Consider the following 21908-nt stretch of genomic DNA (forward strand, 5'->3'; position numbering starts at 1 on the left):
CGCCAACCGTGCATCGGTGAAGCCGGAGCGGCCCCGACCGCTTCTGATCCGGCGCCGAACAGGCTAGAAGCGGCTTGAAGCGCATCAGCACCGGACCATTCCATGACCCGCATCGTCTACGTCAACGGCGCGTATCGCCCGGAAACCGAAGCCAAGGTCTCGGTCTTCGATCGAGGCTTCCTGTTCGCCGATGCGGTCTACGAGGTGACGGCGGTGATCGGTGGCAAGCTGATCGATTTTCCCGGCCATTGCGCACGCCTGCGCCGGTCGCTCGCCGAACTCGGTCTGCCCTCGCCCGCGACCGACGACGAGATTCTCGCCATCCACCGCGAACTCGTCGCGCGCAACGGGCTGGAACTCGGACACGTCTACCTCATGGTGACCCGTGGCGAGGCCGACCGCGACTTCGTCTTCCCCAAGGCCGACACGCCGGCGAGCTTCGTCCTCTTCACGCAGCGACGCGACGCGATCGAGACGCGCGAGGCTGAACACGGCCTCAAGGTCGCCTCGGTGCCCGACCTTCGCTGGGGCCGGCGCGACATCAAGACGGTGCAGCTTCTCTACCCGTCGATGGCCAAGATGGAGGCCAAGCGGAAGGGCAAGGACGACGCCTGGTTCGTCGAGAACGGCACCGTCACCGAGGGCACCAGCAACAACGCCTACATCGTCACCCACGACGGCGCGATCCGAACGCGCGCGCTCGGCCACGACATCCTGCACGGCATCACGCGCGCCGCGCTTCTGAAGGTCGCCGGCGAACTCGGCCTGCACGTCGAGGAACGCCCCTTCACCATCGAGGAGGCGCAGCGCGCGCGCGAGGCCTTCGTGACCTCGGCCGGCGCCTTCGTGACGCCGGTCGTCGAGATCGACGACGTCGCGGTCGGCGACGGGCGGCCGGGCCCGATCGCGCGCCGCCTGCGTGCCGCCTATCTCGACGTGGCGATCGCACAGGCCCTTTGAACCAAGCGGCTCGACGGCGACCGTGCCGTTGCGTAAGAGCCTGCCCCATCGTTTGGCGTCCCGATCGAAAGGGAAAACCGCATGAGCACCCGCGACATCGTCTTCATCGCCCTGTTCGCCGCCCTGATGGCGGTCCTGGGAACCTTTCCGGCGCTTCAGGTGCCGCTGATCAACGTTCCGATCACGGCGCAGTCGTTGGGCGTGATGCTGGCGGGCGGCATCCTCGGCGCCCGCCGCGGGACGCTGGCGATCCTCCTCTTCATCGTGATCGTGCTGGCCGGCCTGCCGCTCCTGTCGGGCGGACGCGGGGGCCTTGCGGTGCTGGCCGGGCCGACGGTCGGGTTCTTCCTCGGCTGGCTGCCGGCGGCCTTCGTCACCGGCGCGCTGACCGAACGCTTCATGCCGAAGCTGAACTTCGTCACCGCCTTCCTCGCGGCCGTGGCCGGCGGCATTGCGGTTCTCTACGCCTGCGGCATACCCGGCATCTCGCTGGTCACCGGCACGCCGCTCCTGACGGCCGCCAAGGGCTCGCTCGCCTTCATCCCCGGCGATCTCGTGAAGGCGGGGCTCGCCGCCGCGATCATCGTGACGGTGTCGAAGGCCTACCCGCTGATCGAGACGCGCACCGCCCGCCGCGCAGGATGATCGAGCTTTCCGGCGTCGCCCTCGATCGCGCGGGGCGGCGCGTCCTGTCCGCGCTCGACCTCCGCCTGACGGAGCGCCGCATCGGCGTGGTCGGTGCCAACGGTTCGGGCAAGTCGAGCTTCGTGCGCCTTCTCAACGGCTTGCTGAAACCGAGCGAAGGCGCGGTCCGCGTCTTCGGCATCGAGACGGCCGCCGATCCGAAGGCGGCGCGACGGGCCGTCGGCTTCCTGTTCCAGAACCCCGATCATCAGATCGTCTATCCCGGCGTCGCGGAGGACCTCGCCTTCGGGCTGAAGAACCGAGATCTGCCGAAGCGCGAGATCGGCCCGCGCGTGGAGGCCGCGCTCGCCCGCTTCGGGCTGGCGGGCTTCGGCGAGCGGCTGGTGCACGAGTTGTCGGGCGGCGAGCGCCAGCTCGTGGCGCTAGCCGGCATCATGGTGCTGGAGCCGCGCCTCCTCGTGCTCGACGAGCCGACGACGCTTCTCGACCTGCGCAACACGCGGCGCGTCATGGCGGCGGTGGACGCCGCCGACACGCCGGTCGTGATGGTGACGCACGACCTGGCGCTGCTCGAGGGGTTCGACCGGGTGCTGGTGTTCGAGGCCGGTCGCCTCGTCTGCGACGCGCCGCCCACGGATGCCCTCGACGCCTATCGCCGGATCGCGGGCGCATGATCGCCGATCTCTACCGGCCGGGCGCGTCGCGGCTGCACCGGGCGCCGGCGGGCGCGAAGCTCGCAGGACTTGCGGCGATCGGCACGGGTCTTTTCATGGTTCCGAGCCTGCCGCTGTCCTGCGCCGCCTTTGCCGCAGCGCTCGGTGCGATCGCCGCGGCCGGCCTCGGCTGGCGCTTTGCCGCGCGCTCGCTGCGCGCCGCCCTGCCCGTGGTGCTTCTCGTTGCCGCCGTGCAGGCCTGGTTCGCGGGCTGGCACGAGGCGGCGCTCTACGGGGTGCGTCTCGCGGCCCTGCTGCTTCTCGCCGGGCTCGTCACCGCGACGACGCGACCCTCGGCCATTGCCGAGACGATCGCATGGCTTCTCCAGCCCTTGCGGATAATCGGCGTCGATCCCACACGTGTCGGGCTCGCCTTCGGCCTCGCCGTCCGCTTCGTGCCGGTGCTGGCCAGCGTCGCGGCCGACATCCGCGAAGCACAGGCCGCACGCGGGCTCGACCGCTCCGTCTTCGCGCTGGCCGTGCCGCTGACGCTGCGCACCCTGAGGATGGCCGACGAGATCGCCGAGGCGATCGACGCGCGTAGCTGACGCGGTGCAGCAAAATCATCGGCCGCCCGCTTGACCCTGCAACCCGTTCGACCGACCTTGGCCTCATGACTTCGATTCGATCTCTCTGCGTCTATTGCGGCTCCTCTGCGGGCCGCGATCCCATCTACCGCGAGTCCGCCGAGGCGCTCGGCACCGCCATAGGCCGCGCCGGCATGCATCTCGTCTACGGCGGCGGCACGCGCGGCATCATGGGCGCGGTGTCGGATGCCGTGATCGCGGCAGGAGGCCGTGTCACCGGCATCATCCCGCGCTTCCTGATCGACATGGAAGCGACGGAGTCCGAACTGAAGCGGCTGGACGAGCTGGTGATCACGCAGGACATGCACGAGCGCAAGCACCTGATGTTCGAGCGCGCCGACGCGTTCGTCGCGCTGCCCGGTGGCATCGGGACGCTCGAGGAACTCGTCGAGATCATGACGTGGAGCCAACTCGGCCGCCACGCCAAGCCGATCGCCATCGCCAACATCAACGGCTTCTGGGATCCGTTCGCCGCCCTCCTCGACCACATGCGCGAGGCGGGCTTCATCCACACGGCCCACATGGTGAAGCCGATCGTGGTGGACCGGATCGAGGACCTCCTGCCCGCCCTGGAAGCGGCGGCTCCCAAGCGCGCGAGCGAAGGCGTCGCCGAAGTGATCGAGAAGCTCTAGCGTTCGTTCAGCGCACGGGTTCCACGGCAACGACTTCCTCGGCCGCTACGCGGCGGCCGCGGACGATCGAGTAGCTGTAGAGCGCGAGCGCGCTCCAGATGCAGCCGAAGGCGACGGCCTGCCAGACGCCGAACGGCTCCCCGAAGATGAAGATCGCGGTCAGAGTGATCAGCGTCGGCGCGATGTACTGGAGAAGGCCGACCGTCGTGTAGCGCAGGAGACGTGCGGCGGCCGAGAACAGGATCATCGGCACGGCGGTGACGACGCCGGTACCGACGAGGAGCGCGGTCTCCGTGGTGCCGATGCCGAAATGGCCGCCCCCGTCCCGCACCAGCCAGATGGCGAGCGCGAGCGCCGGCAGGAACAGGATCGTCACCTCGAGGAAGAAGCCCTCGGTCGCACCGATCTTCACGGTCTTGCGCAGGAGACCGTAGGAGGCGAACGAGAGTGCGAGGGCCAGGGACACCCACGGCAGTCCGCCGCTCTCGATCGTCAGGACGATCACGCCGGTCGCCGCGATGCCGACGGCCACCGTCTGCAGCCGCGTCAGGCGTTCGCGCAGGAAGACGGCGGCCATCACGACGTTGATCAGAGGGTTGATGTAGTAGCCGAGCGCCGCATCGAGGCCATGCCCCGTCGCGATCGCCCAGACATAAACGCCCCAGTTCACCGAAATCAGGAGCGCGGTAAGGACGAGCGTTCCGAACACGCGGGGGCTGCGCGCCGCCCGCAGGCCGGCAAGGCCGGTGCCGAAGGCGAGGATGCCGAGCGTCAGCACCCACGACCACAGCACACGCTGCGCCATGACCTCCATCGAGGGCACGTGCGCCAGCGCCTTCATGTAGAGGGGTAGGACGAGGCCCCAGATCGAATAGGCGGCGATGCCGTAGGCGTAACCGCTGGCGGGCTCGGCGGGGGCGTTGGGCATGGCGCGGCACTCGGGATCCGGAAACGTGCCCCGCTTCTAGCAACCCGCAACCATCACCGCACCTTAGTTTCCCTGATGGCTGGCATTCGTTTGCCTGATGCAACGCTTGGCCCGGTCAGGGGTGCCGTGCGTCTCCCGGCGCCTCGCCCGGCATCTCGCGATCGGGATGCTGAAAGGACACGATGTCGGCGAGATAGTCGTTGTCCGTCGCGTCGTCGGTGCTGGTGTGAGCCGGCAATTGCGAGATCCCGTCGACGTAGGGCAGCTTGCCCTCGATACCGAACTGGATCTGCGGCGCCAGTCGGGACGGGTCGTCGAAGGCGCCGATGGCGAGCGCCATGCCGTCCGGCGCCTCATAGGTCAGCGGCGTTCCGCAGTCCGGACAGAAGCCGCGCGAGACGTGGTTGGAGGAGCGGAAGCGCTTCGGCTCGCGCTTCATCCAGACGATCTCGGCCGTGCCGAGATTGACGAGCGGGGCATAGAGCCCGCCGAACGCCTTCTGGCACATCCGGCAGTGGCAGACGGACGCGCGCCCGAGCGTCCCATGGATGCGAAAGCGGACGGCGCCGCACTGGCAACCGCCGGTGTGCGATGGCTCGGCTTGCAGGGTCATGACCGCGCGCTCCTTCCGGGCAGGACGAGACCCTGATTATGGGGCGCGAACCGGTCGGTGGCGAGGATCAGGCGGTCCAGCGTACCGGGCTCGGAATAGGCGTGGCCCGCGTCCTCGACGATCTGCAGCTCGGAGCCGGGCCAGGCCTTATGAAGATCCCAGGCGGTCTTCGGCGGCGTCACGACGTCGTAGCGGCCCTGCAAGATGACGCCGGGAATGCCTGCCAGACGTCCGGCGTCGCGGATCAACTGGCCTTCCTCCAGCCAGAGGTCGTGGACGAAGAAGTGGTTCTCGATGCGCGCGAAGGCGATGGCGTGGTCGCTGGCGCCGAAGCCTCCGGCGACGTCGTGGAGCGTGCGCATGGAAACGGTGCGCCCCTCCCAGTCGGTCCAGGCGCGCGCGGCCCGCGAGCGCACGTTGCGATCGGGATCGAGGAGCAGCGGCCGGTAGGCGGCGATCGGGTCGCCCCTGCCCGCCTCGTCGAGCGGCGCGAGGAAGCGCTCCCATTCGTCCGGGAACAGACGGCTCGCACCATTGCGATAGTACCAGTCGAGCTCCTCGCGGCGCCCGGTGAAGATGCCGCGCAGGATCATCTCGCTGACATGGGCGGGATAGGCCTGCGCATAGGCCAGCGCCAGCGTCGAGCCCCACGAGCCGCCGAAGAGCATCGCCTTGCCGAAACCTGCCATGCGGCGCAGGCGCTCGACGTCTTCCACGAGGTGCTGCGTCGTGTTGGCGTGCAGCGCGCCGAGCGGCGAGGACCGACCGCAGCCGCGCTGGTCGAAGAGCAGGACGTTGTACTGGTCGGGATCGAACAGGCGGCGGTGCGACGGGTTGCAGCCGCTGCCCGGCCCCCCGTGCAGGAAGATCACCGGCTTGCCGTCGGGGTTTCCGCACAGCTCGAAGTAGAGGATGTGGCCGTCGCCGACGTCGAACTGCCCTGTGCGGTAGGGCTGGATCGTCGGATAGAGTTGCCGCCGCGCTTCGCTCAACGCCGGATCTCCCAGGTGGTGACGCGCTCGCCCGTCGCGGGGTCCTTGCCGTCCTTCAGGAGGACGCCCTCCGTGGCGAGTTCGTCGCGCAGGGCATCCGCAGCGGCGAAGTCGCGCGCCTTCAGGAGGTCGAGGCGGCGCGCGATCCGCGCGGCGACGTCGGCGCCGAGCGCCTGCTCGCGAACCGGGTCGATGCCGACAAGACGCAGCGAGGCGAGTGCCTCGGCTGCCCGGCCGTCGTCGAAGAGCGCGTGAACGCGCGCGATGGCCGCGGCCAACGAAAGATCGTCGCAGGCGGCGTCGAGGAAGGCGTCGTCCACGGCGACCTCGGCCGCCTTGTCCGCGCCGGCCGCGCGGGCCAGCCGCTCCCACTTGTCGAGCTCGCGCACGGCGTCCTCGAGCTTGGCCGCCGTGAAGTCGATCGGCTCGCGGTAGTGCGTCTTCAGCATCAGGAGCCGCACGGCCTCGCCCGGCCAGCGGCGACCGCCGACCTTGTCGGTTTCGAGGACATCGGCGATGGTGACGAAGTTGCCTTCCGACTTCGACATCTTGCGGCCCTCGACCTGCACGAAGCCGTTGTGCATCCACACCTCGGCCATCCGCTCGGTGCCGTGCGCGCAGCAGGACTGGGCGATCTCGTTCTCGTGGTGCGGGAAGATGAGGTCGAGCCCGCCGCCATGGATGTCGAAGGTCTGGCCGAGATATGCTGCCGACATGACCGAGCATTCGATGTGCCAGCCGGGCCGCCCCCGACCCCACGGGCTGTCCCAGCCGGGCTCGCTCGCCGCCGACAGCTTCCACAGCACGAAGTCAGCCGGGTTCTTCTTGTGCGCCTCGACCGCCACGCGCGCACCGGCCTGCTGATCCTCCAGCCGTCGGTGCGACAGCGCGCCGTAGGCCGGCATGGACTGGACGTCGAACAGCACCTCGCCGCCCGCGACATAGGCATGGCCCTTCTCGATCAGCGTCGTGATCATGCCGATCATGTCGGGCAGGCCGTCGGCGCGCGGTGCGACGAAGGCGGTGGCGCGCGGCTCGACCGTCGGCGGCAGGCAGCCGAGCGCCGCGACATCCTTGTGGAACTGCGCGGCCGTCTTCTCCGTCACGCGCGCGATAGCCTCGTTCAGCGGCAGGTCGGGAAAGTCGCGCGCGGCGCGCGCGTTGATCTTGTCGTCGACGTCGGTGATGTTGCGGGCGTAGACGACGCGCGCCTCGACGTAGAGATGGCGCAGCAGCCGGAACAGGACGTCGAACACAATCACCGGCCGCGCGTTGCCGATATGGGCGAAGTCGTAGACCGTCGGCCCGCAGACATACATGCGCACCCGCCGCTCCGCTTCCGCCACGCCGCCCTCGCGCCAGTCGAGCGGGCGAAATGCTTCCTTCCGGCGGGTCAGCGTGTTGGTGAGGTGCAGGCGATGCGTCGCGTCGGTCATGTCGGTCCTCGGTCCGCCGCCATCGTGGCAGCGCAGCAGAGCTACAGCCAAACCCCCGGCCATTCAAACCGGAGTGATCACCGGAGCCACGTTCAGCTTCCGTTAAGTATTGTGCAGAGCGCTCGTCGGATTGCGGCAATGCAGCATGATGCAATCACGCCACATGTCGCCTTGGCAACCATTTGTTAAGTATAGATTCGTCGTCTTTTCAGATTTGCGCCGCTAGAAAGACGCATTCGGTCGGCTTTCTTCGACCCACCCCGTCACCACAGGCATGCAGCAATGAACCCGCAGCAAATCAACTTCCGATCCCGCACCGAACGCGAGCGCGACTCCAAGCTCGTCAGCAATTATCGCGAAATCGGCATCGCGGCGGTGCTCGCGGCGAAGGCCACGCGTCGCAAGGACGAGAGCGGCAAGGCCGCCGCGCAGCGCACCGTCGCGAACGTCAACGCCCGCGACTGACGTCGAGAGCTGGCTCTCCGGTCCCGCCGGATCGAGCCGCACCGAGCCCGCCGATCCGGCGGGCTCCTCTCGTTTGCGGCTTTCTCAGTGCCGGGCGAGGAAGGCGGCGAGAACGTCGCGCGCCGCCAGAAGGTCCCGCCGGTCGATCATCTCGCAGACCGTGTGGATGTAGCGCGTGCCGACCACGATGCCGATCGCGCGCGCGCCCGACGCCGCCTGCTGGAGCGAGGCGCCGTCCATGCCGCCGCCGGCGAGGATCGTTCGCTGGCTGGCGATGCCCTCCTCCTTCGCCACCGCCTCGAACTCGCGCACCAGCGCGCCGTCGGCAATGAAGGAGTTGTCCTTCATGTGCAGGCCGAACCCGGCGCCGAGCTCGGTCGTCTTGTCGCGCTCGGGCACGCCCGGCGTGTCGCAGGCAAGCGTCGTGTCGATGCCGATGCCGATATGGGGCTTCAGATCGTAGGCGACCGTGCGCGCGCCGCGAAGCCCGACCTCCTCCTGCACCGTGAAGGCGACGGTGAGCTGGCACTTGTGGCTGTGTCCGTCCGCCAAGAGCTTGCGCACGACCTCGAGGCCGAGCCAGCAGGCGATGCGGTTGTCGAGCGCCTTGGAGACGATGCGCTCGCCCATCTCGACCAGCGGCTCGTCCATCACCACGAAATCGCCGACGCGGATCTTGTCCTTCGCCGCGGCGCCGAGGCCGAGGTCGATGAAGAAGTCGGTCGGCTCGGGCACCTTCTTGCGGTCCTCGGGCGCCGAGATATGGACCGGCTTGCCCTCGGCCATCATGATCCCGCGATAGTCGCCGTCGTCGGTGCAGACGAGAACGCGGCGCGAGAAGAGATTGCGCGGGTCGAAGCCGCCGACCGGCGAGACATGCACGAAGCCCTTGTCGGACACATGGCTGACGAGAAAGCCGATCTCGTCCATGTGGCAGGCCAGCACGATGCGCTCGGGGTTCTCGCCTTCGCCTTTCCTGGTGCAGACGAGCGAGCCCATCACGTCGGTCTCGATCGTGTCGAAGAGATCGGCGGCTTCCTTCGCGATGAGGTCGCGCACGCGATGCTCGTGGCCCGGCACGCCGGGGGTCTCGCACAGCCGCTTCAGAAGATCGATGTTCATGGGGTCCGTCCGTCGGAAGGTTCTCGAAACAGCGAAAGCTGGTCCGGGCTCTCGGGCGCCGCGGCTTCCGCCACCCTGTCCTGAACCTCCGGTCCCATGTTGGCAACCGCGTTGACGCGGTCCGACACGGGCACGGCCTCCCAGCCGTCCACGTGCTCGGCATGGAGAAGGTCGCGGATGCCGGCGGGGGACTGACCCGACACGTCGAGCCAGCGCTCGAAGTCGTCCGGCGCGATCACGACCGGCGCGCGCTCGTGGATCGCGGACAGGCGCGGGCCCGCGGCGGCGGTCAGGATCGTGACGGTGTCGATCTCGCTGCCGTCCGCGGCGAGGAACGTCTCGTGCAGGCCGGCGAAGGCCGCGACGGCGCCGTCGGCCGGTCGCACGAGGAAGGGCTGCGGCTTCCCGGCGCCCGCCCGGCGCCATTCGTAGAAGGCCGTGGCGGGCACGAGGCAGCGCCGGTGGCGCATCGCGCCGCGAAAAGACTGGCGCTCGGCCGCGGTCTCCGAGCGGGCGTTGAAGAGAAGCGGCAGGTGCGCGGGATCCTTGGCCCAGCCGGGGATCAGTCCCCAGCGCGCGAGACGCGCCTCGCGCCGTGGCCCGCCGCGACCGGGATGGAGTGCCACATGCAGCACCGGCTGCGTCGGGGCGATATTGAAGCGCGGCGGAAACGGGTCCACCGACACGAGATCGAAAGCCGCCGCCACCTCTTGGGGTGACGCGGTCAGGGCAAAGCGTCCGCACATGGCGGCGAGGATGGTCGAGCCGGAGGCGTGGAGCAAGGCTTGCGGGCGGGGGATCGTTCGATCTAACTGCGACCCATGAGCCCCCGGCGCCCCCTCCTCGGTGTTTCCGTCTGCCTGCTGCGTGCGGGCGAGGTCTGTCTCGTGCGCCGGGGCCATGCGCCCTGGGCGGGCGCATGGAGCCTGCCCGGCGGACGCGTCGAGTTCGGCGAGCGGCTCGAGGAGGCCGCGCGCCGCGAGATGCGCGAGGAGACCGGCGTCGCGCTGGAGGCGATCGAGCTTCTGCGCCTGCACGAGTCGATCGATCCGGGCCACGACGCCCATGCCGTGATCGCCGTCTTCCGTTCGCTGGCCGAGTGGAACGGCGCGGCGATCGAGGCCGCGGACGATGCGGACGAGGCGCGGTTCTTCCTCGTCACCGAGGTGCGCGCCATGGAGGCGGACGGGCGCACGACGCCGGGCCTTGCCGCCATCGTGGAAGAGGCGGCCGCGCGCTAACCTTAACATGCACGAGGCGCGGCTGAGCCCTGCGCGCGTCTTGCATTCACCCCAATCGGCCTGCAAACGTGCCGCATGGCCGTTGCGGACAATTTTCTTCGACTTCTCGGGATCGCCGGCTTAACGCTGGCGCTGAGCGTCGTCGCGGCGTCCGCGCAAGGCGGCAAGCCGCCGGCGGAGGAGAAGCCCGCCGCCGAGGAACCCGCCGCCAAGCCGTCCAACGCGCCCTACATGAAGCCGCTGTCGCGCCTCGCCACGGTGCTCGGCTCGCTGCACTTCCTGCGCGGCCTCTGCGGCGATGCGAATGCCGATGTCTGGCGCGAGAAGATGAACGCGATCCTCGAGGCGCAGGCGCCGGGTGAAGCCGACAGGCGAACCCTCGTCGCGCATTTCAACCAGGGGTATCGATCCTTCGAATCCACCTATCGCAAGTGTACCCCGGCTGCGACGGTGGCCGTGGAAAGATATGCCAAGGAAGGCGCCGACCTTTCGCGCGAGATCAGCGCAAGGTACGGAAGTTAACGTTTTGTTCAGAGGGTGGTTTGCGACAGCGACCCGCCTTCCCCGCCCGGAGACCGGCCAGCTCGGGCAGCGGAAGAAGGAGTATCCGGCATGATCGATCTGCACGGTTCCGACCTCGACGACATGATCGTCGCCGAAAAGAAGCAGGTCGCGAGCGAATACCACAACGAGGCTTGGGCCGACGGCATCTCCGACGGCATCGAGGCGGAGATCCTCGCCGAGACCGCGATGGCGACGGCCGTGACCGAACTCGTGCGCCATCACGGCGAGGCCGAGGTTCTGGAGCTCCTCGACGCGCTGCGCCGCCGCGTGGAGTACGGCGAGTTCCGCGCCGTCCGCTCGTTCCAGTAAGGCAGGACGGGCGCGTCCGCCCGAATGGTGTCATGACCCGCTTCCAGCGCGCCCTCCTCGCGTTCTCCATCCTCGCCTGCGGCGGGCTTTCCGCCCTGCCGGCGTCGGCCCTCTCGCAGATCACCGGGGAGGACGGGAACGTTCCGCCGGGCCGCGAGGGCATCGTCGCCGTTCCCCTGCCGCCGGTTCCCGGCCAGCCCGCGACCCCACCCGCCGACGGCCAGCCGACCGCACCGCCTGCGACGCCCGGCAGCGCGCCGATTCCGCCGACCACCACCACCACCACGCCGGCCGAGCCGCCCTCCGGCCCGATCGAGACGGCACCCGGCGACGACGCCGTCGTGCCCGACGAGGGCGCCGAACGCGCGCCGACCGGCGACGTGCCGCCGATCGAGATCGTCTACGGCGACAAGGACCTGCCCCAGCCGGTGCGCGACCTGCGCGCCAAACTGATCGAGGTCGCCCGCAGCGGCGACATCGAGAAGCTGCGCCCCTACTTCCAGACCGGCGCCGACCCGACCGTCGTCTCCGCCACCATGCCCGACCAGGATCCCGTCACGACGCTGAAGGAAGCGTCGGGCGACGGCGAGGGCGTCGAGCTCCTCGCGATCCTGCTCGAGACCCTCGAGGCCGGCCATGTCCGCCTCGATCCGGGCGGTGACAACGAGATCTACGTCTGGCCCTACTTCACGCAGGTCGATCTCGGCGTCCTGACCAAGCCGCAGCTCGTCCAGCTGTTCGAACTGGTGACGGCTGGCGACTACCAGCGCATGGTCGCCAACGGCTCCTACGACTTCTACCGCGTCGGCATCTCGCCCGAAGGCCGCTTCGAGTTCTTCGTCGACGGCGACTGACCGCCTTGTCTTCGCCGCGGCGATTGGCACATAGGGTTCGAAGGCCGATACGGTCGGCCGAAGACCCGGAACGAACGCCATGATGAGTGCCCGCCTTTCGGACCGTGCGACGCTTCACGTCACCGGCGCGGACGCCGAGCCCTTTCTGCAGAACCTCGTCACCGCCGATCTCGACGCGCTCGCCCCCGGCGAGGCGCGGCCGGCCGCACTGCTGACGCCGCAGGGCAAGATCCTCTTCGACTTCCTCCTCAGCCGCATCGACGACGGGCTGCGGCTCGACGTGGCGGCGGGCGCGCGCGGCGATCTCGCCAAACGCCTCGCGCTCTACAAGCTGCGCGCTAAGGTCACGATGACGCCGAGCGACGAAGCCGTGGGCGCCTTCTGGGAAACGAGCGAGGCACCGGCCGGTGCCGTCGCGGATCGACGCTTCCCGTCCAGCGTCTACCGTTCCTATGGCATGGACGTCGACGAGGGCGACCCGGCCGCCTTCGAGGCGCTGCGCCTGTCGCTCGGCATCGCCGAGGCCGAGCGGGACTTCCCGGCCTCCGACGTCTTTCCACACGACGTGCTGCTCGACCAAAACGGCGGCGTGTCCTTCCGCAAGGGCTGCTATGTCGGGCAGGAGGTCGTCTCGCGCATGCAGCATCGGGGCACGGCGCGGCGGCGCGTGATGGTGCTGCGCGCCGAGGGTCACCTGACGCCGGGCGCCAACGTCGAGGCGGGCGGCCGGACGATCGGCACCGTTCTCTCGGCCCATGCGGGGCTCGGTATCGGCATGCTCCGCATCGACCGCCTGGTCGACGCGCTGTCGTCCGGGGCGAGCCTGTCAGCGGACGGCGTTCCGGTCGAGGCCGAAGTCCCGTCCTGGGCCGGCTATGCTCTGCCCGAAGCCGGAAGCGGCGGCGAGGAATGAGCGCGACCGGCGCGGCCCGGACCGCCAAGCCGCCCCGCGTCTGGCAGCGGATGCTGTCGGGGCGGCGGCTCGACCTTCTCGACCCCTCCCCGCTCGATATCGAGATCGAGGACATCGCGCACGGGCTCGCGCGCGTCGCCCGCTGGAACGGGCAGACGACCGGCGACCATGCGTTCTCGGTGGCGCAGCACTCGCTGATCGTCGAGGAGATCGTCGGCGCCAAGGAGCCCGATCCGCGGTGGCGGCTGGCCGCGCTCCTGCATGACGCCCCGGAATACGTCATCGGCGACATGATCTCGCCCTTCAAGAGCGTCCTCGGCGGCGACTACAAGGGCGTCGAAGCGCGACTGCAGGCGGCGGTGCATCGGCGCTTCGGCCTGCCGGCGGAGCTGCCGCCCCCGGTCAAGCGCGCCATCAAGTCGGCGGACCGCGTGTCGGCCTATTTCGAGGCGAAGCTTCTCGCGGGCTTCCAGCCGACGGAAGCGCAGGCGCTGTTCGGGCGGCCGGGCGGCACACTTCCCGCGCCCGAGCGCTTCGCACCCCAGCCGGCGGCCGAGGTCGGCGGGCGCTATCTCGAACGCTTCCGTTTCCTCGAAACCCTCTCCTCCGGCATCAGGGCGATCGCGCCATGACCTACCTCGTCGTCTCTTCGCTCGCCGACCTCCACGCAACGGTGGAGAAACACGGCGCGGGCGACGTCGTCACGCTGATCAACGCCGACACGGTGGTCGAGCGCCCCTCCTCGATCGCGCCGGAACGCCACCTCTTCCTCGGCATGAACGACATCGCCGCGCCGACCGAGGGGCTGACCCACCCGGCCGGGCACCATCTCGACCGCCTCCTCGAATTCGGTCGCCGCTGGGACCGCGAGAAGCCGCTGGCGGTGCATTGCTGGGCCGGCATCAGCCGGTCGACGGCGGCCGCCTACATCCTGGCGATCGCGATCAGCCCGGACCTCGACGAGGAGGCGCTGGCGCAGGAACTGCGACGCCGCGCGCCCTCGGCAACGCCCAACCCGCTCCTCGTGTCGATGGCGGACGAGAAGCTCGGTCGCGGCGGGCGCATGGTGTCGGCGATCGCCGGGATCGGGCGCGGGGCCGACGCCTTTTCCGGCACGCCCTTCATCCTTCCGCTGACACTTTAGCGCGGGCGATCACGCCGAGCGTGCCGACGCGGGAGTCCGGCTCCTTGATCGCGCGCGGCTCCCAGACATGGCGGGCGAGAAAGAAGCCGGTCATCCGGAAGCCCTCGGCCACGTCGGCCGAGCCGGGGGCGACATCGCCCTTCAGGAAAGCCGGCAGCGGCAAGAGTCTGTCGCGCCACGGCTCGCCGGCGTCGCGGCTCACCGCGCGGCCGGACTTCGGCGAGACATAGACGAGATCGTCCCGGCCGCCGGTTGCCGCGCAGGTCTCGAGATCGAGCCCGAAGCCGAGCTCTTCCAGAAGCGCGATCTCGAAGCGCAGGATCAGCGACCCGGCCGCGACCGGATCGTCGAGATGCTCGACGATGAGAGCCAGCGTGTCGAAGAGACGCGGGTGGGCGTCGCGCTCGGGCAGAAGCCGCAGATGCGCGGCGAGGAGCTGGATGCCGTAGAGGCCGACCGCGCTCTCCATCAGCCGCGCGGCGCGAAGCGTCACGGGCTCGACCGTCATGAAGCCAAGATGCTCGTCGAGACGCGCGCGCCATGTCGCGTCCACCGTATTGCCGGGCTGGAGCACGGGCTGGAGCCGCCGCGAGCGGCCACCGCGCACGAGGCCGAGATGGCGTCCGCGCGAGCGCGTCATCACCTCCGCGACGACGCTCGTCTCGCCCTGGCGGCGGACGCCCAGGACGATGCCTTCCTCACGCCATTCCATGCGGCCGCGGCGATCCGTTCCGGTTTCGACAGAGCCTCATATAGGCACGGACGCGCCGGATCGCACGCCCGGTCAGCTGTGGAAGTCGAGCCCCATCTCTCGATAGCGCTCGGGGTCGTCGCCCCAGTTCTCGCGCACCTTCACAAACAGGAAGAGATGCACCTTCTGCTCGGCGGCTTCGGAGATCTCCTTGCGCGCGGCCGAGCCGATCGCCTTGACCGTCTCGCCCTTGTGCCCGAGCACGATCGCCTTCTGGCTGTCGCGCTCGACATAGATCGTCTGCTCGATGCGCACCGAGCCGTCCGGCCGCTGCTCCCAGAGCTCGGTCTCGACGGTCGAGGAATAGGGCAGCTCCTGGTGGAGGCGCAGATAGAGCTTCTCGCGCGTGATCTCGGCCGCGAGCTGGCGCAGCGGCAGATCCGAGATCTGGTCCTCCGGATAGTACCACGGCCCTTCCGGCAGGCGCGCAGCCAGGAAGTTCATCAGGTCGTCGCAGCCGGACCCCGTCAGCGCCGAGATCATGAAGACGCGCTCGAACTCGGCCCTGGCGGTGATCTCCTGCGTCAGCCCCAGCAGGCGGTCGCGCTTGATGCGGTCCACCTTGTTGAGCAGCAGCACCTTCGGCTGCTTCACCTCGGCGAGGCGGTCGAGTATCGCCTGCACCTCGTCGTTGAGGCCGCGATCGGCGTCGATGATCGGCAGGACGATATCGGCGTCCTTGGCGCCGCCCCAGGCGGTCCTCACCATGGCGCGGTCGAGCCGGCGCTTCGGGTTGAAGACGCCGGGCGTGTCGACGAAGACGATCTGCGTGCGGTCGCGCATCGCGATGCCGCGCACCAGGGCGCGGGTCGTCTGCACCTTGTGCGTGACGATCGAGACCTTGGTGCCGACGAGCTGGTTGACGAGCGTCGACTTGCCGGCATTCGGCGCGCCGAGCAGGGCGACGAAGCCCGACCGGGTCGGCCCCTGCGGCTCGGTCGTCTGGGTCTCGGCATCGGGCGTCTGGTCGGTGTCGGTCAAATCATGGCTCGCAGGTCTTGGCGCGAAACGCGCCGATGAAACAGGATCGCCCGGCACACGGCCGGGCGCAAGTCAGGTGGTTTCCGCCGTCCAGACGCCTTCGCGCAGGAGAATGGCCTCCGCGGCGCGCTGTTCGGCGACACGCTTGGAGGGGCCACGCCCTTCGGTCGGCTCGACGCCCTCGACGCTCGCGCGCACCGTGAAGACGGGCTCGTGGTCGGGACCCGAGCGGTCGAGGAGCTCGTAGACGGGCGGCGCGCCGGCGCGCTTGTGCGCCCATTCCTGAAGCTCGGTCTTCGGATCGCGTCGTGCGACCTGAGGCCCTTCCAGATGCGGCGCCCACCGCTTGAGGACGAAGGCGCGGGCCGTTTCCAGCCCGTGCTCGAGATAGATCGCGGCAATCAGCGATTCGACTACGTCGGCGCGGATCGAGCGGTTCTTGCCCGCCGCCGCGCGCTTCAGATCGGATCCGTGGCGGATGAACTCGGCCAGACCGATCTCGTCGGCGATCGCGGCGCAGGTCTGGGCCGAGACCAGCGTGTTCAGACGCAGCGACAGGTCGCCCTCGTCCGATTTGGGATGCGTCTCGAAGAGCTTCTGCGCGATCACGAGGCCGAGCACGCGGTCGCCGAGGAACTCCAGCCGCTCGTAGCTCGCGTCCGTCGGCGAGCGCTTGAGGCTCGAATGGGTCAGCGCACGCTGGAGACGGGAGCGGTCGGAGAACGTGAGGCCGAGCCGGGCCTCCAGCCGGTCGAGGGCGTCGGCGCCGCCCTTCACCCGAGCCATGTCAGGATGCGGCTCGGCCGAAGGCTGGTCGGCCATTCCCAGACCTGGAGCGGCGAGGCGTCGTTCTCCATCGAGAAGAAGATGACCTGCGCCTTGCCGACGAGGTTCTCGAACGGCACGTAGCCGACGTCGAAGCGGCTATCGAGCGAGTTGTCGCGATTGTCGCCCATCATGAAATAGTGGTCGGCCGGCACGACGAACTCGCGCGTGTTGTCGCCGACGGAGTTGGGCTCGGCGTCCAGCGTGTCGTAGGTCACGCCGTTCGGAAGCGTCTCGCGATACTTCGGGATCTGCGCGCCCGATTCGCTGGTGAAGAAGCCGTCCGGCTCCTTCGGCACGGCCTGGCCGTTGATGTAGAGCACGCCGTCGCGCATCTGGACCCGGTCGCCCGGCAGGCCGACGAGGCGCTTGATGTAGTCCGTCTGGACCTCGTTCGGCTTGCGGAACACGATGATGTCGCCGCGCTCCGGGCTGGAACCCAGGATGCGACCGTCGAAGAGGTCGGGCGAGAAGGGCAAGGAATACTTCGAGAAGCCGTAGGACCACTTCGAGACGAAGAGGTAATCCCCGATCAGGAGGGTCGGCATCATCGAGCCGGAGGGAATCGAGAACGGCTGGAACAGGAAGGTGCGGATGACCAGCGCAAGCAGAAGCGCCTGGACGACGACCTTCACCGTCTCCCCGAAGCCACCCTTGTCCTTGCTGACGGCGCGATCGACCATGCGCTTTTCGTTCCCGGTTGCCGTGGGCACCCTCGGCCGCACCCCGGCTCTAGTAATGTCTTGTATACGTTTGGGCAACGGGCTTGCCGACGCTCAAGGCTCGTCCGGCAGCGCCTCGATGATGACGAAGGCCTGGGCGAGCGGAAAGTCGTCGGTGATCGTCACGTGGATGACCGGCCGGTGCCCCGCCGGCATCAGGGAGCGGAGCCGCTCGGCGGCCCCGTTCGTCAGCGCCATGGTCGGTTTGCCGCCGGGCAGGTTGACCACGCCCATGTCGCGCCAGAAGACGCCCTGCGACAGGCCCGTGCCGAGCGCCTTGGCGCAGGCTTCCTTGGCGGCGAAGCGCTTGGCGTAGGAGGCGGCACGCTGGGCCCGCCGGTCGGACTTCGCTTGCTCGACCGGCGTGTAGACGCGGGTCGTGAACCGCGCGCCGTGGCGCTCCAGCGTCTTCTCGATGCGGCGGATGTCGATGAGGTCGCTGCCGATGCCGACGATCATGGGGCCGGCTCCGCGGCCGGCGCGCCGCCCGCCTTGTGGGCGCGCGCCGCCTGGAAGCTGCGAACGCCGACGAGGATCAGCGCGTAGGACACCAGCGCGAAGAACAGGCCGAGCGGGATCGATCCGATCAGCATGGGTTTCAGATACGGCCCCCAGATCGCGGCGATGTCGCCGTGCGCGAGAGCGGCGCCGAGACTCTCGGGCGCCCGCCCGTCCGGGATTTCGGCGGCCGTCAGGAAGCGGCCGGCCTCGTAGGTCGCGCCCCAGATCAGCGGGTAGGTCAATGGATTGCCGATGAGGCATCCGAGCGCCGCCGCCGGCAGGCTGCCGCGAACGACGTAGGCGATCACGAAGGCCATGACGAAATGGAAGCCGAGGAGCGGCGTGAACGTCGCGAAGACGCCGGCCGCGACGCCCGCCGCGATCGCATGCGGCGTCGCGCGCAGCCGCAGCACGCGCTTCTTCATGTAGAGGAGCGAGCGTCGCCACGAGCGGCGCGGCCAGAGGGCGTGGCGCAGCTTCTGCGAGAGGGTTTCCGGCTGGCGGCGCCTGAACAGCATGAGGCGAGGTGTTCCTGAAGCGAGAGGCACCTTGAGCGAGCGATACGGCCGTCGCCCCGCCTGCCGACCCGTGCCTGAGGTCGGGGCTAGAGCGAGCGGCTACCGGGCTTGATGGGCGCAATTGCGGCAAGCTCGGGCGGCAGTTCGTCCGGCGCGTAGCTTGGCACCTCGTACTGGGCGAGCGAGACCAGCGGTACGCCGACGTCGACCTTGCCGGCCGACCGATCGACGACGCACCCGGCCGCCAGAACCTCGGCGCCGAGCTCCCGCAGGCACTCGATCGTCTCGCGGATCGACAGGCCGGTGGTCACGATGTCCTCGACGATCACGACACGCGCCCCGCGCGGGATCTCGAAGCGGCGCAGGCGAAACGTGCCGTTCTCGCGCTCGACATAGATCGCCGGCGCGCCGAGGTGGCGCGAGGTCTCGTAGGACGGGATCAGCCCGCCGACGGCCGGGCCGACGATGAAGTCGATCGGCCCGTCGATCGCGGCGCGCAGCTTCTCGGCGAGCGCCTTGCAGAGCGTCTCGGTATATTGCGGGTGCATGAACACCCGCGCCTTCTGCAGGAAGACCGGGCTGCGGCGTCCCGAGGTCAGGATGAAGTGTCCCTCGAGATAGGCGCCAGCCTTGCGAAAGATCTCGATGACGTCTTCGGTCTGCATGTCCGACGGTTCCTGCCTCAGGGGTATGCCTTCGGAGATCAGCCGTTCACACGAATGGCATCCGTCACGCAAGTCTTCGCGCGCAACTGATTGAGCGTGCGCGTCAGGTGCTGCAGGTCCCAGACCTCCAGATCCAGCACCATGGTCGTTAGGTCCGGGGCCGTCTGCGTCATCGAAAGGTTGTGGATATTGGCGTCGTTGAGCGCGATCGTCTCGGCGATCTCGGCCAGCGTTCCCGGCTCGTTCAGCGCGACGACGCGGATCTTGGCCGGGAAACGCGCGGTCGTCTCGGTATCGAGGTCCCAGCGCACGTCGATCCAGCGGTTCGGCGAATCGTCGAAGTCCATCAGCGCTGGAGACTGGATCGGGTAGATCGTGATCCCCTTGCCCGGCTCGAAGATGCCGACGATCCGGTCGCCCGGCACCGCGCCGTCCGGCCCGAAGCGCACCGGCAGGTCGCCGACGGCGCCGCGGATCGGAAGCTGAACGAGGCTCGCGTCCCCCACCTCCTCCGGCACGCGGAACACGAGGCCGATCGCCGAGCGGATATTGAACCAGCCGTCCTTCTCGGCGTGCAGCACGCCCTTCGCCGCGCGGCTGTCCTGAAAGTCGGGATGCACGGCGCGAAACACGTCGGCCGAGGACAGCTCACCCCGCCCGACCGCGGCGAGCGCGTCGTCGAGTTCGCGAAAGCCGACCTTGGCGAGATAGGGCTTCAGCCCGTCGCGGGTGAAGGTCTTGCCCGCGCGATGGAAGGTCCGCTCCAGGATCTGCTGGCCGAGCCCACAATACTGCTTGCGGATCGCGAGGCGCGCCGCCCGCCGGATCGCCGAGCGCGCCTTGCCGGTCACGGCGACGCTTTCCCAGGCCGGTGGCGGCGTCGCGGCCTTGGAGCGGATGATCTCGACTTCGTCGCCGTTGGTGAGTTCGGTCACCACCGGCATGATGCGGCCATCGATCTTGCAGCCGACGCAGGTGTCGCCGACGTCGGTATGGACGGCATAGGCGAAGTCGATGGGCGTCGCGCCGCGCGGCAGCGCGATCAGGCGGCCCTTCGGCGTGAAGCAGAAGACCTGGTCCTGGAACAGTTCGAGCTTGGTGTTCTCGAGGAATTCCTCCGGCGTGTCACCTTCGGACAGCATCTCGATCGTGCGGCGCAGCCAGGAATAGGCTTCCGACTCGGTCGACAGCGCGACCTGCCCGTCCTTGTAGAGCTCGTGGGCGGCGATACCGTACTCGTTGACGTGATGCATCGATCGCGTGCGGATCTGCAGCTCGACGCGCTGGCGCGACGGTCCGACGATCGTGGTGTGGATCGAACGGTAGCCGTTCTGCTTCGGGATCGAGATGTAGTCCTTGAAGCGGCCGGGCACGAGCGGCCACGTGCGGTGCACGATGCCGAGCGTGCGGTAGCAGTCCTCCTCGTCGGCGACGATGACGCGAAAGCCGAAGATGTCGGACAGCTGCTCGAGCGACAGCGCCTTGCGCTGCATCTTGTTGAAGACCGAATAGGGCTTCTTCTGGCGGCCGGACACGCTGGCGGCGATGCCCTTTTCTTCCAGCCGTGCGGTCAGCGTCTCCTCGATCTGCTCGATCGTGCCGGCATGCCGCTCGCGAAGCTCGGCCAGTCGCTCGGTGACGGTCGCGAAGGCCTCGGCGTTGAGGTACTGGAACGACAACGTCTCCAACTCTTCGCGCATGTCGTGCATGCCCATGCGCCCGGCGAGCGGCGCATAAATCTCCATCGTCTCCTCGGCGATCCGGGCACGCTTTTCCGGCTTCATGTGATGAAGCGTGCGCATGTTGTGCAGCCGGTCGGCGAGCTTGACGAGAAGGACGCGGATGTCGTCGGCGATCGCCAGCAGGAGCTTGCGCAGGTTCTCGGCCTGCGCGGTCTTGCGCGAGACGAGGTCGAGCCGCCGGATCTTCGTCAGCCCCTCGACGAGCGTCCCGATCTTCTGGCCGAAGAGCTGGTCCAGCTCTTTCCGGGTGGCATCCGTGTCCTCGATCGTGTCGTGCAGGAGGGCGGTCGCGATCGTCGCTTCGTCGAGGTGAAGCTCGGTGAGGATCGCGGCGACTTCGAGCGGGTGCGAGAAGTACGGATCGCCGTTCACGCGCTTCTGCGCACCATGCTTCTGCATCGCGTAGACGTAGGCCCGGTTCAGGAGGCCCTCGTCGAGGTTCGGCTTGTAGGCTGCGACACGCTCGACGAGTTCGTACTGCCGCATCATGCCCGAATGCCTGCTCCGTTCGCGGAAAAAAGAAAGGGCGCCCGGCCGGATCGGCGGGCGCCCCTTCAATATAGGTTGCGTTGCGGCAAAACCGGAAGGGCCGAAGCCCTTCTCGGGTCAGAAATCGTCGTTCTTCTCGGGCGGGATCAGGCCCTCGATGCCGGACAGGAGATCGTCCTCCGACATGCGGTCGAAGGCGATGTTGTCGTCGTCGTCCGCCGCCGTGGTCGTGGTGCCCTCCGAACCCGCGTCGGCGATCGCACCGGCGACCGGCGCCTGCGGCTCGGGCTCGTCCACCTCGACATGCTTCTGCAGCGAGTGGATCAGGTCTTCCTTGAGGTCGTCGGGCGAGAGGGTCTCGTCGGCAATCTCGCGGAGGGCGACGACCGGGTTCTTGTCGTTGTCACGGTCCACCGTGATCGGCTGGCCCTGCGCGATCTGGCGCGCGCGATGGCTGGCGAGCAGGACGAGCTCGAACCGGTTCTCGACCTTGTCGACGCAATCTTCTACGGTGACGCGGGCCATGCCTGTCTCCTTGGGAACGGACGCAGTAAGCTGAAGGGCCTCGTGTAGCCTCTTGACTTTGGAAGCACAAG

The 21908-nt window shown here is 68.7% G+C and carries 28 protein-coding genes; 13 read left to right on the forward strand and 15 right to left on the reverse strand.

Translation table 11 applies throughout. The features are described 5' to 3' along the window. Positions 1–102 precede the first annotated feature (102 nt). From ASF65_RS08870 to ASF65_RS08890, 5 genes are all read left to right on the forward strand, one after another. Positions 103–960 (forward strand): D-amino-acid transaminase, encoded by an 858-nt coding sequence (locus tag ASF65_RS08870; RefSeq protein WP_055888056.1) that lies wholly within the window; start codon positions 103–105, stop codon positions 958–960. A gap of 81 nt (positions 961–1041) precedes the next feature. Further along, positions 1042–1605, forward strand: coding sequence for a biotin transporter BioY (locus tag ASF65_RS08875; protein ID WP_055888058.1), 564 nt, complete (start codon positions 1042–1044; stop codon positions 1603–1605). Next, positions 1602–2279 carry an ABC transporter ATP-binding protein gene (locus ASF65_RS08880; RefSeq protein ID WP_055888060.1) on the forward strand — a complete coding sequence of 226 codons (678 nt, stop codon included), beginning with the start codon at positions 1602–1604 and terminating at the stop codon, positions 2277–2279. The genes ASF65_RS08875 and ASF65_RS08880 overlap by 4 nt, the downstream gene beginning before the upstream one ends. Then, a complete protein-coding gene (locus tag ASF65_RS08885) occupies positions 2276–2866 on the forward strand; it encodes an energy-coupling factor transporter transmembrane protein EcfT (RefSeq protein ID WP_055888062.1) in 591 nt (196 codons plus the stop codon). Before ASF65_RS08880 ends, ASF65_RS08885 begins: the two co-directional genes overlap by 4 nt. 65 nt (positions 2867–2931) lie before the next feature. Further along, complete coding sequence (locus ASF65_RS08890; protein ID WP_055888064.1) at positions 2932–3537, forward strand: TIGR00730 family Rossman fold protein; 606 nt, start codon at positions 2932–2934, stop codon at positions 3535–3537. A 7-nt stretch (positions 3538–3544) separates the two neighbouring features. Here the strand turns inward: ASF65_RS08890 and rarD are convergent, their stop codons facing one another. The 4 genes from rarD to cysS form a co-directional block, all read right to left on the reverse strand. Further along, positions 3545–4465, reverse strand: coding sequence for an EamA family transporter RarD (rarD, locus tag ASF65_RS08895; RefSeq protein WP_055888066.1), 921 nt, complete (start codon positions 4463–4465; stop codon positions 3545–3547). A gap of 115 nt (positions 4466–4580) precedes the next feature. Beyond that, a complete protein-coding gene (locus ASF65_RS08900) occupies positions 4581–5078 on the reverse strand; it encodes a GFA family protein (RefSeq protein ID WP_055888068.1) in 498 nt (165 codons plus the stop codon). Continuing rightward, a complete protein-coding gene (gene pip, locus ASF65_RS08905) occupies positions 5075–6070 on the reverse strand; it encodes a prolyl aminopeptidase (protein ID WP_055888070.1) in 996 nt (331 codons plus the stop codon). The genes ASF65_RS08900 and pip overlap by 4 nt, the downstream gene beginning before the upstream one ends. Then, entirely contained in the window at positions 6067–7506 is a 1440-nt protein-coding gene (cysS, locus tag ASF65_RS08910; protein ID WP_055888072.1) for a cysteine--tRNA ligase, read from the reverse strand. The genes pip and cysS overlap by 4 nt, the downstream gene beginning before the upstream one ends. 282 nt (positions 7507–7788) lie before the next feature. Here cysS and ASF65_RS08915 point away from each other — a divergent pair, with 282 nt between their 5' ends. Further along, a complete protein-coding gene (locus ASF65_RS08915) occupies positions 7789–7971 on the forward strand; it encodes a hypothetical protein (RefSeq protein WP_055888074.1) in 183 nt (60 codons plus the stop codon). Positions 7972–8055: 84 nt separating this feature from the next. On the opposite strand, the gene ASF65_RS08920 is transcribed toward ASF65_RS08915, so the two are convergent. Both ASF65_RS08920 and ASF65_RS08925 read right to left on the reverse strand, forming a co-directional pair. Beyond that, entirely contained in the window at positions 8056–9093 is a 1038-nt protein-coding gene (locus ASF65_RS08920) for a M20/M25/M40 family metallo-hydrolase (RefSeq protein ID WP_055888076.1), read from the reverse strand. Then, entirely contained in the window at positions 9090–9839 is a 750-nt protein-coding gene (locus ASF65_RS08925) for an SOS response-associated peptidase (protein ID WP_055889030.1), read from the reverse strand. Before ASF65_RS08925 ends, ASF65_RS08920 begins: the two co-directional genes overlap by 4 nt. A gap of 75 nt (positions 9840–9914) precedes the next feature. On the opposite strand from ASF65_RS08925, the gene ASF65_RS08930 reads away from it, so the two are divergent. The 7 genes from ASF65_RS08930 (at position 9915) to ASF65_RS08960 (ending at position 14118) form a co-directional block, all read left to right on the forward strand. Continuing rightward, the gene (locus ASF65_RS08930) at positions 9915–10334 is read left to right on the forward strand and encodes an NUDIX hydrolase (protein ID WP_055888079.1); all 420 of its coding nucleotides are present in this window, start codon (positions 9915–9917) and stop codon (positions 10332–10334) included. Positions 10335–10409: 75 nt separating this feature from the next. Then, positions 10410–10856 (forward strand): TIGR02301 family protein, encoded by a 447-nt coding sequence (locus ASF65_RS08935; RefSeq protein WP_082505335.1) that lies wholly within the window; start codon positions 10410–10412, stop codon positions 10854–10856. A gap of 90 nt (positions 10857–10946) precedes the next feature. Next, positions 10947–11207: a hypothetical protein gene (locus tag ASF65_RS08940; protein WP_156369229.1), complete on the forward strand. Its 261-nt coding sequence runs from the start codon at positions 10947–10949 to the stop codon at positions 11205–11207. A 32-nt stretch (positions 11208–11239) separates the two neighbouring features. Next, positions 11240–12061, forward strand: a complete 822-nt coding sequence (locus tag ASF65_RS08945) for a hypothetical protein (protein ID WP_055888080.1) — start codon at positions 11240–11242, stop codon at positions 12059–12061. 79 nt (positions 12062–12140) lie between these two features. Then, complete coding sequence (locus tag ASF65_RS08950) at positions 12141–12974, forward strand: folate-binding protein YgfZ (RefSeq protein ID WP_055888082.1); 834 nt, start codon at positions 12141–12143, stop codon at positions 12972–12974. Continuing rightward, positions 12971–13606: an HD family hydrolase gene (locus tag ASF65_RS08955; protein WP_055888085.1), complete on the forward strand. Its 636-nt coding sequence runs from the start codon at positions 12971–12973 to the stop codon at positions 13604–13606. The genes ASF65_RS08950 and ASF65_RS08955 overlap by 4 nt, the downstream gene beginning before the upstream one ends. Continuing rightward, entirely contained in the window at positions 13603–14118 is a 516-nt protein-coding gene (locus tag ASF65_RS08960) for a hypothetical protein (RefSeq protein ID WP_055888087.1), read from the forward strand. The genes ASF65_RS08955 and ASF65_RS08960 overlap by 4 nt, the downstream gene beginning before the upstream one ends. On the opposite strand, the gene recO is transcribed toward ASF65_RS08960, so the two are convergent. The 9 genes from recO to rpoZ all read right to left on the reverse strand — a co-directional run bounded on the left by recO (position 14096) and on the right by rpoZ (position 21837). Continuing rightward, a complete protein-coding gene (gene recO / locus ASF65_RS08965) occupies positions 14096–14830 on the reverse strand; it encodes a DNA repair protein RecO (RefSeq protein WP_055888090.1) in 735 nt (244 codons plus the stop codon). The genes ASF65_RS08960 and recO overlap by 23 nt on opposite strands. A gap of 72 nt (positions 14831–14902) precedes the next feature. Continuing rightward, positions 14903–15850 (reverse strand): GTPase Era, encoded by a 948-nt coding sequence (gene era, locus ASF65_RS08970; protein WP_055888092.1) that lies wholly within the window; start codon positions 15848–15850, stop codon positions 14903–14905. Positions 15851–15922: 72 nt separating this feature from the next. Next, positions 15923–16636, reverse strand: a complete 714-nt coding sequence (gene rnc, locus ASF65_RS08975; protein ID WP_055889039.1) for a ribonuclease III — start codon at positions 16634–16636, stop codon at positions 15923–15925. After that, entirely contained in the window at positions 16624–17358 is a 735-nt protein-coding gene (gene lepB, locus ASF65_RS08980; RefSeq protein ID WP_055888094.1) for a signal peptidase I, read from the reverse strand. Before lepB ends, rnc begins: the two co-directional genes overlap by 13 nt. Positions 17359–17451: 93 nt before the next feature. Further along, a complete protein-coding gene (gene acpS, locus ASF65_RS08985; RefSeq protein ID WP_055888095.1) occupies positions 17452–17856 on the reverse strand; it encodes a holo-ACP synthase in 405 nt (134 codons plus the stop codon). Next, positions 17853–18416: a DUF2062 domain-containing protein gene (locus tag ASF65_RS08990; protein WP_055888097.1), complete on the reverse strand. Its 564-nt coding sequence runs from the start codon at positions 18414–18416 to the stop codon at positions 17853–17855. Before ASF65_RS08990 ends, acpS begins: the two co-directional genes overlap by 4 nt. Before the next feature lie 86 nt (positions 18417–18502). Next, on the reverse strand, positions 18503–19081 hold the full coding sequence (gene pyrE / locus ASF65_RS08995) for an orotate phosphoribosyltransferase (protein ID WP_055888100.1): 579 nt from the start codon (positions 19079–19081) through the stop codon (positions 18503–18505). Between the two features lie 38 nt (positions 19082–19119). Beyond that, on the reverse strand, positions 19120–21312 hold the full coding sequence (locus tag ASF65_RS09000) for a bifunctional (p)ppGpp synthetase/guanosine-3',5'-bis(diphosphate) 3'-pyrophosphohydrolase (RefSeq protein WP_055888102.1): 2193 nt from the start codon (positions 21310–21312) through the stop codon (positions 19120–19122). Between the two features lie 117 nt (positions 21313–21429). Further along, complete coding sequence (gene rpoZ / locus ASF65_RS09005) at positions 21430–21837, reverse strand: DNA-directed RNA polymerase subunit omega (protein WP_055888105.1); 408 nt, start codon at positions 21835–21837, stop codon at positions 21430–21432. Between the last annotated feature and the right edge of the window lie 71 nt (positions 21838–21908).

Origin of the sequence: Aureimonas sp. Leaf324 (assembly GCF_001423245.1) — a bacterium.
Lineage (GTDB): Bacteria > Pseudomonadota > Alphaproteobacteria > Rhizobiales > Rhizobiaceae > Aureimonas.